This window comes from Streptomyces sp. NPDC088745, assembly GCF_044751045.1.
GTDB classification, from domain to species: domain Bacteria; phylum Actinomycetota; class Actinomycetes; order Streptomycetales; family Streptomycetaceae; genus Streptomyces; species Streptomyces cremeus.
Genome location: NZ_JBIVLB010000001.1, coordinates 542,737 through 558,548 on the forward strand (window position 1 = coordinate 542,737; position 15,812 = coordinate 558,548).

The window sequence follows — 15,812 nt, forward strand, 5'->3', positions numbered from 1 at the left end:
CAGCCTACGACTCGGCCGGGGAGCCCTTCTCCGCCGTGGTCCCCGCCGTGCAGCCGGCGCACCGGCCAAAGATCGCGAAGTGCTTCATATCGGTCTCGAACCCGAATTCGCCCCGCAGTTTGGCGATGAAGTCCCCGGCGACCTCCACGTCGGCCTCGATGACGTCGGAGCAGTCCCGGCACACGAGGTGGAGGTGGTGGTGCCGGTCGGCGAGGTGGTACGTCGGCGCGCCGTGCCCGAGATGCGCGTGGCTGACCAGCCCGAGCTCCTCCAGGAGCTCCAGGGTGCGGTAGACGGTCGAGATGTTGACCCCGGAAGCGGTCTTGCGCACCTCGCCCAGGATGTCGTCGGGCGTCGCGTGCTCCAGCGCGTCCACCGCTTCCAGCACAAGCTGCCGCTGCGGTGTCAGCCGATAACCGCGCTGCCGCAGATCACTCTTCCAGTCGGTGCTCACCACGCCGCCCAGTGTAGGCAGCGCGGCGAGCGTCCGGCCCGCGTCCGGCTCAGCGGAAGAACGCGATGCCGTCGTCCGGCAGGTCGGGGAGGTTCTTGGCCATGGCCTCGACCTCCTCCGGGGTGACGGTCTTCTTCAGGTGCGCGGACATGTACGGGCGCAGCTCGACCTCGGGGGTGGCCTTCTCACCGACCCACATCAGGTCGCTCTTGACGTAGCCGTACAGACGCTTGCCGCCCGTGTAGGGGCCGGACGCGGCGGTGCGCGCGACGGCGTCCGTCACCAGGTCGATCTGCGGCTTCTGGGCGGCCAGCTCGCCGTACCAGATCTCGACGACACCGGTGTCGCGGGTCATGACGACCTCGACCTTGCGGTCCTTGTCGACGCGCCAGAAGCCGGACTCGGTCTCCAGCGGCTTCACCTTGTTGCCCTCGGCGTCGAGGATCCAGGAGTGCGAGACGTACTCCAGGAAGTCGCGGCCGTCGTGGCTGAAGGTGACTTCCTGGCCGAAGTTGGCCTTCTCCTGGCCGGGGAAGTCGGTGACGCCCGCACCCGTCCACTTCCCGAGGAGGAAGACGAGGGGGACGAGGTCCGGGTGGAGGTCGGACGGGATCTCGATCATGAGGGGCTCAGGCGATCTGTGTGGAGGGGGTGACGGCTCGCTGTCCGGTACGCGTGTGCGTCCGTACGGGTCAGCGCTGGCCCTGGTAGAGCTTCTTCACGGCCAGACCGGCGAAGGCGAGGACGCCGACGCAGACCAGGACCAGCAGGGCGGAGAAGACTGCCTCAAGCACGGGGTGCTCCTTGGGATGAGCGGGGTGTGGGACACGGGCCGGCCCCCAGCTTAGTCCGCCGGGCTCCGGCGCTCTCGGTGAGGTTCGCCGCGCACTAGGGTCGGGGCATGTCGAAGAAGCTCGTGATCAAGGTGACCGCCGGGGCCGACGCCCCCGAGCGGTGTTCGCAGGCGTTCACCGTCGCGGCGGTGGCGGTGGCCAGCGGGGTGGAGGTGTCGCTGTGGCTGACCGGTGAGTCGGCGTGGTTCGCGCTGCCGGGGAGGGCGGCGCAGTTCGAGCTGCCGCACTCGGCGCCGCTGCCGGACCTGATCGAGTCGGTCCAGGCGGGCGGGACGATCACCCTGTGCACGCAGTGCGCGGTACGGCGCGACATCGGCGAGCAGGACGTGCTGGAGGGCGTGCGGATCGCCGGGGCGCAGGTGTTCGTGAGCGAGATCATGGCGGACGGCGTGCAGGCACTCGTCTACTGACGCCGGGGACGCCCGTCCAGTTCGTCCCACCAGTCGTCGGACCCGGGGTCCCCGGTGGTGTCGTCGTACCACCGGTCCTCGGGCCCCTTCCGGTTGGCGACGACCGCAGCGACGGGCGGGATGACGGCCGCCACCACGCACATGCCGACCGCGACCGGCACCGACCACAGCCGCACGACCGCGCACGCGCCCACGAAGAGGACGAGGCACGTCCCCATCAGAAGGAAGTAGCCACGGCGGCGACGGGCGTACATGCCCCCACGGTACGTCCGGGGGCCGGGCGGTACGAGGGACGCGTCAGGAAAGAGCAGACCGGAGGGCCGCACCCTTCGTCACAGGTATGGCGTCCAACCCCCTGTGGGTGCGGCCCTCCGGCCGGTATCGCTGCGCGACGCGGTTCTCAGACCGCGATCGCGACCTCCGCGAGCCCGCCCGTCCGGGCGACGACCGTGCGGTCGGCCGTGCCGCCCGGGACCAGGGCGCGCAGCGTCCAGGTGCCCTCGGCGGCGTAGAAGCGGAACTGACCGGTGGCCGAGGTGGGGACCTCGGCGGTGAACTCGCCGGTCGAGTCGAGGAGGCGGACGTAGCCGGTCACCGGCTCGCCGTTCCTGGTGACGCTGCCCTGGATGGTGGTCTCACCGGGCTTGATGGTGGAGGCGTCGGGGCCGCCGGCCTGTGCTCCGCACATGAGGGGTACTCCAAGTTCCGTGAGGGAGGGAGGGTGCTTACTTGCCGGCGCCGAGCTCGATCGGCACGCCGACCAGGGAGCCGTACTCGGTCCAGGAGCCGTCGTAGTTCTTGACGTTCTCGACGCCGAGGAGCTCGTGCAGGACGAACCAGGTCAGGGCCGAGCGCTCACCGATGCGGCAGTAGGCGATGGTGTCCTTCGACAGGTCGACCCGCTCGGCCTCGTAGAGCGCCTTGAGTTCCTCGTCGGACTTGAAGGTGCCGTCGTCGTTGGCGTTCTTCGACCACGGGATGTTGCGGGCGCCGGGCACGTGGCCGGGGCGCTGCGACTGCTCCTGCGGGAGGTGGGCGGGGGCCAGCAGCTTGCCGGAGAACTCGTCGGGCGAGCGGACGTCGACCAGGTTCTGGGTGTCGATGGCCGCCACCACGTCGTCGCGGTAGGCGCGGATGGACTCGTCCTGCGGCTGGGCCTTGTACGAGGTCTTCTCGCGCTGCGGGACCTGCGCGCCGTCGACCAGGTCGCGGGAGTCCAGCTCCCACTTCTTGCGGCCGCCGTCCAGGAGGCGGACGTCGCCGTGGCCGTACAGCTTGAAGTACCAGAAGGCGTAGGAGGCGAACCAGTTGTTGTTGCCGCCGTAGAGGACGACCGTGGTGTCGTTCGCGATGCCCTTCTCGGAGAGGAGCTTCTCGAAGCCGGCCTGGTCGACGAAGTCGCGGCGGACCGGGTCCTGGAGGTCCTTGGTCCAGTCGATCCGGATCGCGTTGCGGATGTGGTTCTTCTCGTACGCGCTGGTGTCCTCGTCGACCTCGACGACGGCCACCTTCGGGTCGTCCAGGTGGGCCTCGACCCAGTCGGCGTCGACCAGTACGTCGCTGCGGCTCATGTGTTTCTCCTCCGGGGCAGTTACGGGGGGATACGGGTGCGTGCTTGCACGGTGCTGCGGGGTGCGCCCGGGTACGGCTGCGGGGCCGCGGGGGCGGCGGCGCACGGTACGTCGGGAGGGGGCGCGGATCGCCCCGGGAAGGCGGGGGTACGGACTACGAGGCCCGGCGGGTCCCGCTCAGAAGGAGCGGCGACAGAGCATGGCGGCGACGCGGCACAGGTCTACTGCCCGCCGCTTCGTGAGGTCCGCCTGTCGCTGCTGCATGGGTCCGATCGTAGGGACGTACCGGTGGGCGTGTCACCGGTGTGTCATATCGTGAGACGAAAACGTCCGGTGCATGGGATACGACGAGGGGCCGGAACGTCCGTCCCGGCCCCTCGTCCCGCCCGTTCGGCGTCCAGTCCTGCGGAATGGACTCCTCCGTCTCGCTATCCGGCCAGGTGCACGTTCGCCCCGCTCACGGAGATCTCCATGCCCGTCTCGACCGGGGTGACCTTGTCCAGCTTCAGGCCGTTCGGCAGGCCGCCGATCGGGCGCTCGAAGTCGATCTTCTTGCGGATCAGCTCCTCGACGCCGGGGATGCCCTGTCCGGGCACCTCGTCGGCGCGCACGGCGATGGACCTGCCGCCGTCCTTCAGGCTCACGCTGGACAGCACGCTGCGGGTGATCTCCCGGCCCAGGACCGAGACCGTGCCGGTGACCTTGACCTTGCCGTTCCCGCCGTGGGCGAGCTTGACGTCCTTGTCGCCCGCGGCGCGGGTGAGGTCGTCGTAGGAGATCACGGCGGTGCCGGTGGCACGGGCGGCGGTGGCGGAGGAGAAGTTGTTCTCCAGGGCCACGTCGTGCAGTTCGGCGGTCATCCTGCCCACCGTCAGCTTCTTGCCGTCCGCGCTCGCCTGGAGGCCGTCCAGGGCGACGTCGACCCGGTCGAGGTTCTTGCCCAGGACCTGGGTGAGGAACGGGAAGCCCTTGATGTCGACCTGGGGTTCCGTGGCGAGGCCCTGGCTGGTGCGGACCTTGGCGGCGACCTCGCCCTCGGCGTAGTTCACGGCCAGGCGGTCGGCGGCGACGAAGATGCCGCCGAAGACCACCGCCAGGATGAGAAGTATTCGTATCGCTCGCATGACCGGTGTTCCCCCACCCGCGTTCGTCGGCCCCCGTGTCTGACGGTGAGCCTAACCGGTGGGGATCACACCATTCCCACCGATGACCACCTGCCACAACGACACCGCGGTCAGGCGAACGCCCTGCCCAGCAGGTACACCGCCGGGGCCGCCGCCGTCAGCGGGAGCGCCACGCCGGCGGTCATGTGCACGAACTTCGACGGGTAGTCGTAGCTCGCCACCCGCAGCCCGATCAGCGCGCACACGCCAGCCCCGAGGCCGATCACCGCGCCGCCCGTGCCGACCCCGTTGGTCCCGCCGACCGCGATGCCGGCGCCCGCCGCGGCGAGCAGCGCGACCGCCACCGACGCGGCCGTCGGCAGCGGCAGCGCCCGCGCGAAGACCGCGACGGCGACCGCGGCCCCGCCGACCGTCATGGCCTTGGGGTCCGCCGCCAGGTGCCCGGAGGCGACGACCGCGAGGGCGGCCGAGGTGACGCCCGCGGTCAGGGCGTACAGCCGCTCGTCGGCGGGCATCCCGTTGCGCAGGTGCAGGACGAGGGTGAGCAGCACCCAGACGCCGAGCGTGCCCAGGATCGCGGCGGGCGCGTACAGGGCGTCGAGGAACAGGATCGCCACGTCGGCGACCACACCGCCGAGGAAGGCCAGCGCGATGCCCTGCCGGGCGGGCCACATGCCGTTCAGCCGGAACCAGCCGGCCGCCGTGACCGCCTGGAGCAGCACCAACGGCACGACCAGGGCGAACGGCCCGAACGACGCCGCCCCGGCGAGCAGCGCGCCGAGCACCGCCGTGATCAGGGCGGGCCGCATGCCGGGCTCTATGACCGGCGACCGCCCTTCGGCGCGGGCCCGCTGGGCGTCGGTGATCCGCACGTTGCCGCGGGTCGCCGGGGAGCTGTAGGCGGGAGCGGGCTCCGCGGCCGGGGGGACGCCGTGCGGGGCGTGGGCCCGCGGGGCCGCGGCGGCGGGGGCGTGCCACTGCTCGGGGCCGGGCTGGGGGTGGGGCTGGGGGTGGGGCTGTGGTTGGGGGTGGGGGTGCTGGGCCGGAACCTCGGGCGGGAGCGGCTGACTGCCGGTCGGCTGGGTCCCGTACGCAGGGCCGCCGTACGAACCGTCCGGAGGACCCCCGTACGAGGCGTCCGAGGAACCCCCGTACGAGCCGTCCGGGGTGCCGCCGTACGAGCCGTCGTACGAGGGCTGGTTCTGCTGCGGGAGGTACGCGGTGTCCGCGGCCGCCAACCCGGGCTGGGCCGCCTGGTACTGGGTGTCCCAGGTCAGGCCCTGCCAGGTCTGGGTGGAGTACGGGTCCTGGGGCTGGGGTTGAGCCTGGAACTGCGGGGACTGCGGGGCCTGTTGGTCGGCGGGGTGGGGCTGGTCGCCGTACGGAGCGGCCGGGAAGGGGTCCTGCCCGTACGCGTCGGCCGGCGGCCGGTTGTGGCCCTGCTGCCGGTACGGGTACTGCTCGTTGCTGCTGGAGTTGCTCATGGTCTGGGGTTCACCCTCCTGCGAACGGCGGGAGCACCTCGACCGTGCCGCCCTCGGCCAGCCGTACCGTCCCGTGGTCACGAGTGCCGACGGGGTCGCCGTCGATCAGGAACGAGCACCGCTGGAGCACCCGCGTCAGCTCCCCCGGATGCCGTTCGCGGACCGCGTCCAGCGCTTCGGCCAGGGTGTCTGCCGCGTACGGCTCCTCGGCGGTGCCCGCGGCGGCCTTGGCCGCCGCCCAAAAGCGGATGGTTCCCGCTGCCACAGCGGCACTCCTCTCACGCGACCGGCTCGTCAGCTGTCCATCATGGGCCATCCGGCGCACCCGCCCGCCACCACCGCTTCGGCCCCCACGCCCTGACGCGCTTCCGTGCGCCCCCCGTGCACCGGTGCGCACGAAAAACCGCGGCCCCGCCTTACGCGGGCCCGGACCGCGGCACGACCGGGCGGTGCGCCGGGTCCGCGGGGTGATCAACGGAACAGGGAGGGCGTCCGCACGGTGGGCTATTCTGCTGGGCAGAGGACTCGGGCAGCGTTGCCCCCGAGTCCTTTTGTGCTTTCCGGGTGACCTAAAGAGCTCGGAAAGAACAGGGCAAGAGAGCAGGAAAGCGGGCACGTCGGACCCCGGGGCGCGGGGGCCTTCGGCCTAGGACGTACGTACACAGCAGTACGTACCCACCCAGCAGTACGCATGCAGTGCCGTAAACGTCCTCGCAGGGACCGAGGAGGAACCGACGTTATGGGCGAGCGAACCGTGCACCAACCGAAGACGACGACGATCGTGCGAGCAGGTGGGGCGCGATGAGCTCCCTGCTGCTCCTCACCAACGCCCTCCAGCCGTCGACGGAGGTGCTCCCCGCCCTCGGCCTGCTGCTGCACAGCGTGCGCGTGGCCCCCGCCGAAGGACCGGCGCTGGTGGACACCCCCGGCGCGGACACCATCCTGATCGACGGCCGCCGCGACCTCCCGCAGGTGCGGTCGCTGTGCCAGTTGCTGCGCTCCACCGGGCCCGGCTGCCCGCTGATCCTGGTCGTCACCGAGGGCGGCCTGGCCGCCGTCACCGCCGACTGGGGCGTCGACGACGTCCTCCTGGACACGGCGGGCCCGGCCGAGGTCGAGGCGCGGCTGCGCCTGGCGACGGGCCGCCGGAACCTGACCGCGGACGACATCCCCACCGAGATCCGCAACGGCGACCTGACGGTGGACGAGGCGACGTACAGCGCGAAGCTCAAGGGGCGGGTGCTGGACCTGACCTTCAAGGAGTTCGAGCTGCTGAAGTACCTGGCGCAGCACCCGGGCCGGGTCTTCACGCGCGCGCAGCTCCTCCAGGAGGTGTGGGGCTACGACTACTTCGGCGGCACGCGCACGGTGGACGTCCACGTGCGGCGGCTGCGCGCGAAGCTCGGCGTCGAGAACGAGTCCCTGATCGGTACCGTCCGCAACGTCGGCTACCGCTTCGTGGTACCGGAGAAACCGGAGAAACCAGAGAAGGCGGCGAAGACGGACACGACGGAGGCCCGCGGGCCGGGGCGGGCCGTCGGCCGGGAGGCCGAGAAGGCCCGCGCACGGGCCTCCGCCTCGGTAGCCCGGACGGCGGAATGACCCGTACCGGGCCAAGTCGGCCGGATCCTTGGGACGACCGGCCTGTGACCTGGTCTCTCCGCGTAGACTTCCGCGCGTGGCCAAGGTGACGCGGGACGATGTGGCAAGACTGGCGGGGACGTCGACCGCGGTCGTCAGTTACGTCATCAACAACGGACCCCGGCCGGTCGCCCCGGCCACGCGCGAGCGTGTCCTCGCCGCGATCAAGGAGCTGGGCTACCGCCCGGACCGGGTCGCGCAGGCCATGGCGTCCCGCCGCACGGACCTCATAGGGATGATCGTGCCGGACGCCCGGCAGCCGTTCTTCGCCGAGATGACGCACGCGGTGGAGCAGGCGGCCGCCGAGCGCGGAAAGATGGTGCTGGTCGGCAACTCCGACTACCGCAACGAGCGCGAGATCCACTACCTGCGGGCCTTCCTCGGCATGCGGGTCTCGGGCCTCATCCTGGTCAGCCAGGGCATGAGCGAGAGCGCCGCCGCCGAGATCGACGCGTGGGACGCCCGGGTCGTGCTCCTGCACGAGCGGCCGGAGGCCATCGACGACGTCGCCGTCGTCACGGACGACATCGGCGGCGCGCAGCTCGCGACGCGGCACCTGCTGGAACACGGCCATGAGTACGTCGTCTGCTTCGGCGGCGTCGAGTCCACCCCGGCGGTGGGCGACCCGGTCGCCGACCACGTCGAGGGCTGGCGGCGGGCGATGCACGAGTCGGGGCGGTCGACGGAGGGGCGGCTCTTCCAGGCGCCGTACGACCGCTACGCGGCGTACGAGGTGGCGCTCGGGCTCCTCTCCGGGCCCGAGCGCCCGCCCGCGATCTTCTGCTCGACGGACGACCAGGCGATCGGCGTGCTGCGGGCGGCGCGCGAGCTGCGGATCGACGTGCCGGGGGACCTGGCGGTGGCCGGTTTCGACGACGTCAAGGAGGCGGCCCTGACGGACCCGCCGCTGACCACCGTCTCCTCGGACCGCCCGGCGATGGCGCGGGCGGCGGTGGACCTGGTCCTGGACGACGGCCTGCGGGTGGCGGGCTCGCGCCGGGAGCGGGTGAAGCAGTTCCCTTCGGCGCTGATCGTGCGGCGCTCGTGCGGCTGCGGGTAGCCGGGCGGCGTTCGTGCGGCTGGGGGTGGCTGGGCGGTGCGCCGGGGGCTGCGAATAGCCGGGCGGCGTGCGCGGGGCCGGGGGCGGTTTCCCCGCAGGCGCCCGCGCTCCCTTACATCGGGCATACGGGAATCTGCCGGGCTTCTTAACCGGCCCTCAGACAGTTCTCATGCGCCGAGCCCAAGCTCATGAACATGACGAACGAGACCTTCCCCACCGGCAGCGCCCCCGACCCCGCAGGCGCCCCCGGCAGCGACCCGCACCCGCAGCCCGCGTACACCGGGTTCCCGCCGCCCCCGGCGCACGCCCCCACCGTCCACCGGCGCCGCGCCGGCCGCCCGGTGGCCCTGCTCGCCGCGGTCGCCGTCGTCGCCGCGACCTTCGGCGGCGGCGCCGCGTACCTCACCGAGCGCTACACCGGTGACGACGGCACCGGCCTCAGCAGCGCGGGAGCCCCCGGCAGCAACGTCTCGCAGTCCAGCATGGGCACCGTCTCCGGCGTCGCGCAGGCCGTCGGCCCCGCCATCGTGGAGATCGGCGCGCAGTCGTCGTCCGGCCGGTCCACCGGGTCCGGTGTGATCATCACCGCCGACGGCGAGGTCGTCACCAACAACCACGTCATCGCCGGGGCCGACTCCGTCAAGGTCAAGCTGTCGGACGGCAGGACCTACACCGCCGAGGTCGTCGGCACCGACCCGGACAAGGACCTCGCCCTCCTGAAGATCCAGGGCGCCGCCAAGCTCCCCACCGCCAAGCTCGGCAGCAGCAAGGACGTCAAGGTCGGCGACCAGGTCGTCGCGATCGGCTCCCCCGAGGGCCTGTCCGGCACCGTCACCAGCGGCATCGTCTCCGCCCTCGACCGGGACGTCACGGTCTCCAAGGAGCAGCCCCAGCAGCAGCGCGACGGCGGCGGCTGGCCGTTCGAGTTCGGCGGCGAGCAGTTCAACGGCGACACCGGCCGGTCCAAGACCACGTACAAGGCCCTCCAGACCGACGCGTCCCTCAACCCCGGCAATTCCGGCGGCGCGCTCATCAACATGCGCGGTGAGATCATCGGCATCAACTCCGCGATGTACGCACCGAGTTCGGGCGACGGCGGCAGCGCGGGCAGCGTGGGCCTCGGCTTCGCCATCCCGGTGGACACGGTCAAGGCCGACCTCGACAGCCTCCGCAAGGGCGGCCCGGGCGGCCGGCAGCAGGACCAGGGCCGGCCGGAGCAGCGCGGCGACGGCCTCGGCGGCCTCGGCGTGTGACGCCCGGCACCGTGCAAAGCTGGACGCGCCGCCCCGTACCGAGAAGAGCAGGACCAGGACGAGATGACTCCCGCAGCCACGCCCCCCGAGGACCGGACGACGGCCTCCGCCGAGCGCATCCTCGTCGTCGACGACGAGCCCGCCGTGCGCGAGGCGCTCCAGCGCAGTCTGGCCTTCGAGGGGTACGCGACCGAGGTCGCCGTGGACGGGGCCGAGGCGCTGATGAAGATCGCCGCGCACTCCCCCGACCTGATCGTGCTCGACATCCAGATGCCGCGCATGGACGGCCTCACCGCCGCCCGCCGGCTGCGCCACTCCGGTGACACCACGCCGATCCTGATGCTCACCGCCCGCGACACGGTCGGCGACCGGGTCTCCGGCCTCGACGCGGGCGCCGACGACTACCTGGTCAAGCCCTTCGAGCTGGACGAACTCTTCGCGCGGGTAAGGGCGTTGCTCCGCCGCAGTTCGTACGCGGCCCAGGCCGGGCTGCCCGGGACGCCGGGCGACGTCCTGTCCTTCGAGGACCTGCGGATGGACCTGGTCACCCGCGAGGTGACCCGCGGCGAGCGCCCGGTCGAGCTGACCCGCACCGAGTTCACCCTGCTGGAGATGTTCCTGGCGCACCCCCGTCAGGTCCTCACCCGCGAGCAGATCCTGAAGTCCGTCTGGGGCTTCGACTTCGAACCGTCCTCGAACTCGCTCGACGTGTACGTCATGTACCTGCGCCGCAAGACCGAGGCGGCCGGCGAGCCCCGCCTGGTCCACACGGTCCGGGGCGTCGGCTACGTCCTGCGGGGCGGGGAGTGAACGGCCCCGTCCGCCGCCACCGCCGCCTCCCCCTGCGCTCCCGGCTCGCCCTGCTCGTCGCCACCGCCGTCGCGCTCGCCGTCGCCGCCGCATCCGTGGCCTGCTGGTTCGTCACGCGGGAGGCGCTGCTGAACGCCCTGGACGGTTCGCTGAGCAACAACCTCCCCGACCGGGGCTACGTGTCCCAGCGGATCGACCTCGACCCGGCGGCGGGCCGGGCCCGCTGCCTGCGCGAGATCCCCGGCCGCGACGACCCCACCGCGTACCAGCAGACCATCCAGGTCGTCACGGCCGACGACCAGCAGTGCGTCATCATGGGCCGGCAGTCGGTCCGGGTGACGGACCTGGACCGGGCGGTGGCCGCCGGACACCTGGCGGAGGCGCACCACGACGCCGTCGCCTCCGACGGCAGGAAGTACCGGGTCTACACCTACCCGTTGCGCGACTACCCCCAGCTCCAGCTCGCCGTGTCCGTCGCCCGCCCGCTCGGCGAGGTCGACAAGCCGCTGGACGACCTCGCCCTGCTCCTGCTCTTCGTCGCCGGGGCCGGCGTCCTCCTGGCGGGCGGCGCGGGACTCTGGGTCGCCCGCAGCGGGCTGCGCCCCGTCGACCGGCTCACCGGCGCCGTCGAACACGTCGCCCGCACCGAGGACCTGAGCCTGCGCATCCCCGTCGAGGGCGACGACGAGATCGCCCGCCTGTCCGCCTCCTTCAACGCGATGACCGCGGCCCTCGCCTCCTCCCGCGACCTCCAGTCCCAACTGATCGCGGACGCCGGCCACGAGCTGCGCACCCCCCTCACCTCCCTGCGCACCAACATCGAACTCCTCGCCCGCAGCGAGGACACGGGCCGCCCGCTCCCCCCGGACGACCGCAGGGCGCTCCTGTCGTCGGTGAAGGCCCAGATGAGCGAACTCGCCTCCCTCATCACCGACCTGCAGGTGCTGGCCCGCCCGGAGTCGGCCCCCGGGCACGCCTCCCCGAAGGTCGTCGGCTGGCACGACCTGACCCGTACCGCCGTGGAACGCGCCCGCCTGCGCGGCCCGGAGCTGTCCTTCGACGTCTCGCTCGCCCCCTGGTACGTACGGGCCGAACCCCCGGTCCTGGAGCGGGCGTTGATGAACCTCCTCGACAACGCCGTCAAGTTCAGCCCGCCCTCGGGCACCGTCGACGTCCGCCTCCACCTCGGCGAACTGACCGTCCGCGACCACGGCCCCGGCATCCCGCCCGCCGACCTCCCGCACGTCTTCGAACGCTTCTGGCGCTCCCCCTCCGCCCGCGCCCTCCCCGGCTCCGGCCTGGGCCTGTCCATCGTGGCCCGCGCCATCCGCGAGGCGGGCGGCGAGGTCTCCCTGCGCGCCCCCCTGGACGGCGGCCCGGGCGCGGAGGCGGTGGTGCGGCTGCCGGGAGCGCCGACACCGCCGCCGGGCGGGGTGGCGTAGCGCCGCCGGAAGGACCGGGTGCGGCAAGCGCGTCACGCACACCTTTCAGGCGCGGCGGCGCTCAGGAAGGTCCCCGGCTCCGGGCCGTGCCGTGCCGCGGGCCAGCGCGGACAGGCGTTCCGCGTCCGGGGTGCCGGGTTCGGCCGACCAGAGGACGAGCTGCTGTTCGGGGGAACCGGCGTAGCGGAAGGTGTCCCAGTCGAGGGTGAGTTCGCCGACGGCGGGGTGGGCGATGCGTTTGCTGCCGAAGTCCTGGTGTGCGACCCGGTGTTCGGCCCACCAGGCCCGGAACTGCCGGTCGGCGACGGCCAGTTCGCCCACGAGAGCCGTGAGGGCCGGGTCGGCCGGATGCGTTCCGGCTTCCATCCGCAGGACCTCGACGCAGGTGCGGGCCACGTCCTCCCAGTCCGGGTAGACGTCGCGCATCGCCGGGTCGGTGAAGACCATGCGGATGTAGTTGCGCTCGGACTCGGGCACGGCCGCGAAGTCGCAGAGCAGTTCCGCCGCCAGCGGGTTCCACGCGAGGATGTCGAGCCGTGGGCCGAAGACGATGGCGGGCGTGGTGGTGAGCTGGCCAAGCAGCCGGGTCAGGTGCGGGTGCACGTGGGGGCGCGGGGACCGGCGCGGCGTCGTGCGGTGTCCGGTCCGCGCGGCCTGGGCGACCAGTCCTTCCGCGTACGTCCTCTGGTCGGCGTCCAGCCGCAGCTCCCGCGCAAGGGAGTCGAGCACCGGCGGCGACGGCGCCAGCCGGCCCTGTTCGATGCGTACGTAGTAGTCGGTGCTGATCGCGGCGAGCTCGGCCACCTCCTCGCGGCGCAGCCCCCGCACGCGCCGCCGGGTGTGCGCGCGCTCGGGGAGCCCCACCTGCGCGGGGGTGAGCTCGCCACGGCGGTGCCTGAGGAACTCACCGAGCTCACGAAGATGCGCGGAACCAGTCATTCCTTCAGCATGGCACCGGGGAGAAGGCCCTGCCTGGGAGAGATCCTTCCTAGGAAACAGCACGACCTTCCTGCGCCCGGCCGTCGGCCGGACAGTGGATACGGGCCCGCAGATCGCCGGCCGCCCACCACCCCGCAGGAGCAGAACATGAGGACTGACGTCCGCTTCCCGACCAACGGCCTGCAGCTCGCCGGCCACCTCTATCTCCCCGACGGAGTCGACGGACCGTTCGCCGCCCTCGTCGTCGGCCACCCCACGACCGGAGTCAAGGAGCAGGCCCCGGCGGCGTACGCGACCCGCCTGGTCAAGGAGGGCTTCGCCGTCCTGACCTTCGACGCCGCCTTCCAGGGCGAGTCCGAGGGCCTGCCGCGCGGTCTGGAGGACCCCTTCCAGCGTGCCGAGGACTTCCGCGCGGCGGTCTCCCACCTCACCACCCGCCCCGAGATCGACCCCGACCGCATCGGCGTGATGGGCGTGTGCGGCTCCGGCGCCTACGCGCCCTACGCCGCCCAGACCGACCACCGGATGAAGGCCGTGGCCGGTGTGTCCGGGACCGACGTCCCCAGCTTCTTCCGCGGCGCCGACCCCGAGGGCTGGCAGCAGATGGTGGCGAGCTCCGGGAACCTGCGCAGCGCCGAAGCCGCCGGCGAGCCCGCGGCGACCTTCGCCGTGCTGCCGGAGACGGTTGACGCCGACACCCCCGCCCCGACGGCCGAGTTCGTCGACTACTACAAGACGCCCCGCGGCAGGCACCCGCGCTCCACGGGGGACATGGTCGTGCGCAGCGCGGACCTGCTCGACCAGTTCGACTCCTTCGCCGACGTCGCCAAGATCGCGCCTCGCCCGCTGCTCATGATCGCCGGTACCGAGGCGGTGACCCGCGGGTTCTCCGAGAAGGCCGTCGCCGACAGCCCCGGCAACGCCGAGCTGTTCCTCGTCGAGGGCGCCGGCCACGTCGACCTGTACGACCGCGATGAGTACGTCACCCCTGCCGTCGCCAAACTGGTCGAGTTCTTCGGCGAGCACCTCGCCTGAGCCAGCACGCGGCGGCGCCGGCCCGCCTCCCCCCGGTACCGCTCAGGGCGCCGGCACCACCGCGAGCCGGTCCACCAGCAGGGCGATCCGCCGGTCGGCGAGCTCGGGGGGCAGGCGGCCCGCGCGGGTGAGGGTGGCCAGGCCGTGCAGGGCCGCCCAGAAGGTCTCCGTGAACAGGCCCGGGTCGGTGCCGTCGCCCGCGACCTCCGCCAGGCTCTCGCGCAGTGCGGCGAAGGCGTCCTTGAGGGGGGCCGGGGTGTCCTCCCGGGCGTACGCGAGGCCGCCGTCGAGGTGGAAGAGGGCGTCGTAGACCGCCGGGTGGCGGGTGGCGAAGTCGAGGTAGGCGCGGGCGAGGGCGGCGACCCGTTCCCGGGGGCCGGGGGCGGCGGCGGCGGCGGCCCGTACCGCTGCGGCCATCTCGGCGGCCCCTTCGAGGGCGACGGCGCCGATGATCTCGCGCTTGCCGCGGAAGTGGCTGTAGAGGACGGGCTGGCTGTACTCGATGCGCTCGGCGAGCCGGCGGGTGGTGACCGCCTCCCACCCTTGCCGCTCGGCGAGTTCACGGGCGGTGGCGACGATGAGGCGCTCGCGCTCGGCGCGTTCGCGCTGCTTGCGTTCGTGGACCGACATGACTGGATTCTAGCAGCGCTAGACAAGCGAGCGCGAGTAGGTCTAGCGTTGCCATGACACCTAGCGCCGCTAGGTAACGTGCTCGTGGAGGGGTCGTCATGCTCGATGCGCTTCAGGTCGTCACCACCGTGCTCGTCGGACTGATGGTGGGGGTGGAGTCCGCGGTCGCCTTCGTCATGAACCCGGTCCTCGGCTCGCTGCCGGAGGACGCCGAGCAGCAGGCGCGCAGCAAGGGGGGCCGGATGCTGGGGGCGCTGATGCCGTTCTGGTACGTCGGCTCGCTGGCCCTGGCGGCGGCCTGGGCGGTCGCCGCGGGCAACGCCCTGGTCGTCACGTCGGCGGGTCTGCTCGTCCTCAGCGTGGTCATGTCGCTCCTGCTCCTCGTCCCGATCAACAACCGGGGCAAGCGGTGGACGCCGGAGACCCGGCCGGCCGACTGGAAGGAGCAGCTGAGCCGGTGGGACCGCTACCACTGCGTACGCGTGGCCGTGATCGTCGCGGCGTTCGCGCTGCTCGTCACCGCGCTCGTCTGACGGCCCGTCGCCCGCGGGGAACTGCGCGACCAGCCACTCACTCACCTGCACGGGAACCGTGGGCAGCCGCGCGGCGAGCGCTTCGAGGAAGGGTCCGTGCGGAGGGGTGGTCGTGAGCGGCTCGGTGGGACATGTGTGGGGATTTCTGTCCCACTTCGCGGGACGCCATAACGGAGGAGCCGGGTCGTCGGCTGTGTTCCTGCGGGCGCTGCCCGCGCTTTCGTCCCCGTCGCGTTCGGCGGGAGCGAGGTGCGTCCTCCCGAGCGGCCCGCATCTCCCGTCGGACACGGGCGGCCTCGCCTCGGACGACCTCCGGTGAGGGGCTGCGCTCCCGCGCGGGCGTCGTGCTCCGGCAGGGGCGGCACAGGCCGCCCGGCAGTTCCCCGGGCCGTCCGGCCGCCCCGCAGCCGAGGCACTCGGCCATGGGTACGCCGAGGGGGTCCGGGGGCAGCTTGGCGAGCAACCGGGACTGCGCGAAACCGAACGGGTGGGTGGCCGGGTTCGGCAGCAACAGGGCGAGGGCGTACACGAGTTGGGTTTCACTCGCCCCCGCCGGAACCACTCCCCCGCCG

General features: G+C 72.4%; 19 protein-coding genes. 8 read left to right on the forward strand and 11 right to left on the reverse strand.

The features are described 5' to 3' along the window. Positions 1–4: 4 nt before the first annotated feature. Together ACIP93_RS02450 and ACIP93_RS02455 are read right to left on the reverse strand one after the other, a co-directional pair. The gene (locus tag ACIP93_RS02450) at positions 5–457 is read right to left on the reverse strand and encodes a transcriptional repressor (protein WP_345221351.1); all 453 of its coding nucleotides are present in this window, start codon (positions 455–457) and stop codon (positions 5–7) included. A 46-nt stretch (positions 458–503) separates the two neighbouring features. Next, positions 504–1,076, reverse strand: coding sequence for an FABP family protein (locus ACIP93_RS02455; RefSeq protein ID WP_345221349.1), 573 nt, complete (start codon positions 1,074–1,076; stop codon positions 504–506). A gap of 279 nt (positions 1,077–1,355) precedes the next feature. Here ACIP93_RS02455 and ACIP93_RS02460 point away from each other — a divergent pair, with 279 nt between their 5' ends. Beyond that, positions 1,356–1,718: a DsrE family protein gene (locus ACIP93_RS02460; protein ID WP_401754798.1), complete on the forward strand. Its 363-nt coding sequence runs from the start codon at positions 1,356–1,358 to the stop codon at positions 1,716–1,718. On the opposite strand, the gene ACIP93_RS02465 is transcribed toward ACIP93_RS02460, so the two are convergent. The 7 genes from ACIP93_RS02465 to ACIP93_RS02495 all read right to left on the reverse strand — a co-directional run bounded on the left by ACIP93_RS02465 (position 1,712) and on the right by ACIP93_RS02495 (position 6,162). Beyond that, positions 1,712–1,972: a DUF3099 domain-containing protein gene (locus ACIP93_RS02465; RefSeq protein WP_345221345.1), complete on the reverse strand. Its 261-nt coding sequence runs from the start codon at positions 1,970–1,972 to the stop codon at positions 1,712–1,714. The genes ACIP93_RS02460 and ACIP93_RS02465 overlap by 7 nt on opposite strands. Positions 1,973–2,118: 146 nt before the next feature. After that, entirely contained in the window at positions 2,119–2,406 is a 288-nt protein-coding gene (locus tag ACIP93_RS02470) for a DUF1416 domain-containing protein (protein WP_345221343.1), read from the reverse strand. 37 nt (positions 2,407–2,443) lie between these two features. Beyond that, positions 2,444–3,289, reverse strand: coding sequence for a sulfurtransferase (locus ACIP93_RS02475; protein WP_345221341.1), 846 nt, complete (start codon positions 3,287–3,289; stop codon positions 2,444–2,446). Positions 3,290–3,466: 177 nt separating this feature from the next. After that, positions 3,467–3,553, reverse strand: coding sequence for a putative leader peptide (locus tag ACIP93_RS02480; RefSeq protein WP_380836819.1), 87 nt, complete (start codon positions 3,551–3,553; stop codon positions 3,467–3,469). A 164-nt stretch (positions 3,554–3,717) separates the two neighbouring features. After that, on the reverse strand, positions 3,718–4,413 hold the full coding sequence (locus ACIP93_RS02485; protein WP_345221340.1) for a DUF2993 domain-containing protein: 696 nt from the start codon (positions 4,411–4,413) through the stop codon (positions 3,718–3,720). Between the two features lie 110 nt (positions 4,414–4,523). Further along, on the reverse strand, positions 4,524–5,897 hold the full coding sequence (locus ACIP93_RS02490) for a hypothetical protein (protein ID WP_401754803.1): 1,374 nt from the start codon (positions 5,895–5,897) through the stop codon (positions 4,524–4,526). A gap of 10 nt (positions 5,898–5,907) precedes the next feature. Further along, positions 5,908–6,162, reverse strand: coding sequence for a MoaD/ThiS family protein (locus ACIP93_RS02495; protein ID WP_345221336.1), 255 nt, complete (start codon positions 6,160–6,162; stop codon positions 5,908–5,910). A gap of 536 nt (positions 6,163–6,698) precedes the next feature. Here ACIP93_RS02495 and ACIP93_RS02500 point away from each other — a divergent pair. The 5 genes from ACIP93_RS02500 (at position 6,699) to ACIP93_RS02520 (ending at position 12,103) form a co-directional block, all read left to right on the forward strand. Further along, positions 6,699–7,499 carry a winged-helix domain-containing protein gene (locus tag ACIP93_RS02500; protein WP_401754807.1) on the forward strand — a complete coding sequence of 267 codons (801 nt, stop codon included), beginning with the start codon at positions 6,699–6,701 and terminating at the stop codon, positions 7,497–7,499. Between the two features lie 76 nt (positions 7,500–7,575). Then, on the forward strand, positions 7,576–8,598 hold the full coding sequence (locus ACIP93_RS02505) for a LacI family DNA-binding transcriptional regulator (RefSeq protein WP_345221332.1): 1,023 nt from the start codon (positions 7,576–7,578) through the stop codon (positions 8,596–8,598). A gap of 188 nt (positions 8,599–8,786) precedes the next feature. Then, complete coding sequence (locus tag ACIP93_RS02510; RefSeq protein ID WP_401754810.1) at positions 8,787–9,851, forward strand: S1C family serine protease; 1,065 nt, start codon at positions 8,787–8,789, stop codon at positions 9,849–9,851. A gap of 63 nt (positions 9,852–9,914) precedes the next feature. Then, complete coding sequence (locus tag ACIP93_RS02515; protein ID WP_401754813.1) at positions 9,915–10,661, forward strand: response regulator transcription factor; 747 nt, start codon at positions 9,915–9,917, stop codon at positions 10,659–10,661. Continuing rightward, a complete protein-coding gene (locus ACIP93_RS02520) occupies positions 10,658–12,103 on the forward strand; it encodes an ATP-binding protein (RefSeq protein ID WP_401754816.1) in 1,446 nt (481 codons plus the stop codon). The genes ACIP93_RS02515 and ACIP93_RS02520 overlap by 4 nt, the downstream gene beginning before the upstream one ends. A gap of 45 nt (positions 12,104–12,148) precedes the next feature. On the opposite strand, the gene ACIP93_RS02525 is transcribed toward ACIP93_RS02520, so the two are convergent. Next, positions 12,149–13,042, reverse strand: a complete 894-nt coding sequence (locus tag ACIP93_RS02525) for a helix-turn-helix domain-containing protein (protein ID WP_401754819.1) — start codon at positions 13,040–13,042, stop codon at positions 12,149–12,151. 147 nt (positions 13,043–13,189) lie between these two features. On the opposite strand from ACIP93_RS02525, the gene ACIP93_RS02530 reads away from it, so the two are divergent. Beyond that, positions 13,190–14,077: an alpha/beta hydrolase gene (locus ACIP93_RS02530; RefSeq protein WP_401754822.1), complete on the forward strand. Its 888-nt coding sequence runs from the start codon at positions 13,190–13,192 to the stop codon at positions 14,075–14,077. A 42-nt stretch (positions 14,078–14,119) separates the two neighbouring features. Here the strand turns inward: ACIP93_RS02530 and ACIP93_RS02535 are convergent, their stop codons facing one another. After that, positions 14,120–14,707, reverse strand: coding sequence for a TetR/AcrR family transcriptional regulator (locus ACIP93_RS02535; RefSeq protein ID WP_401754825.1), 588 nt, complete (start codon positions 14,705–14,707; stop codon positions 14,120–14,122). Positions 14,708–14,805: 98 nt separating this feature from the next. Between ACIP93_RS02535 and ACIP93_RS02540 the strand changes: the two genes are divergently transcribed. Next, a complete protein-coding gene (locus ACIP93_RS02540; RefSeq protein ID WP_401754828.1) occupies positions 14,806–15,240 on the forward strand; it encodes an anthrone oxygenase family protein in 435 nt (144 codons plus the stop codon). Positions 15,241–15,812 lie beyond the last annotated feature (572 nt).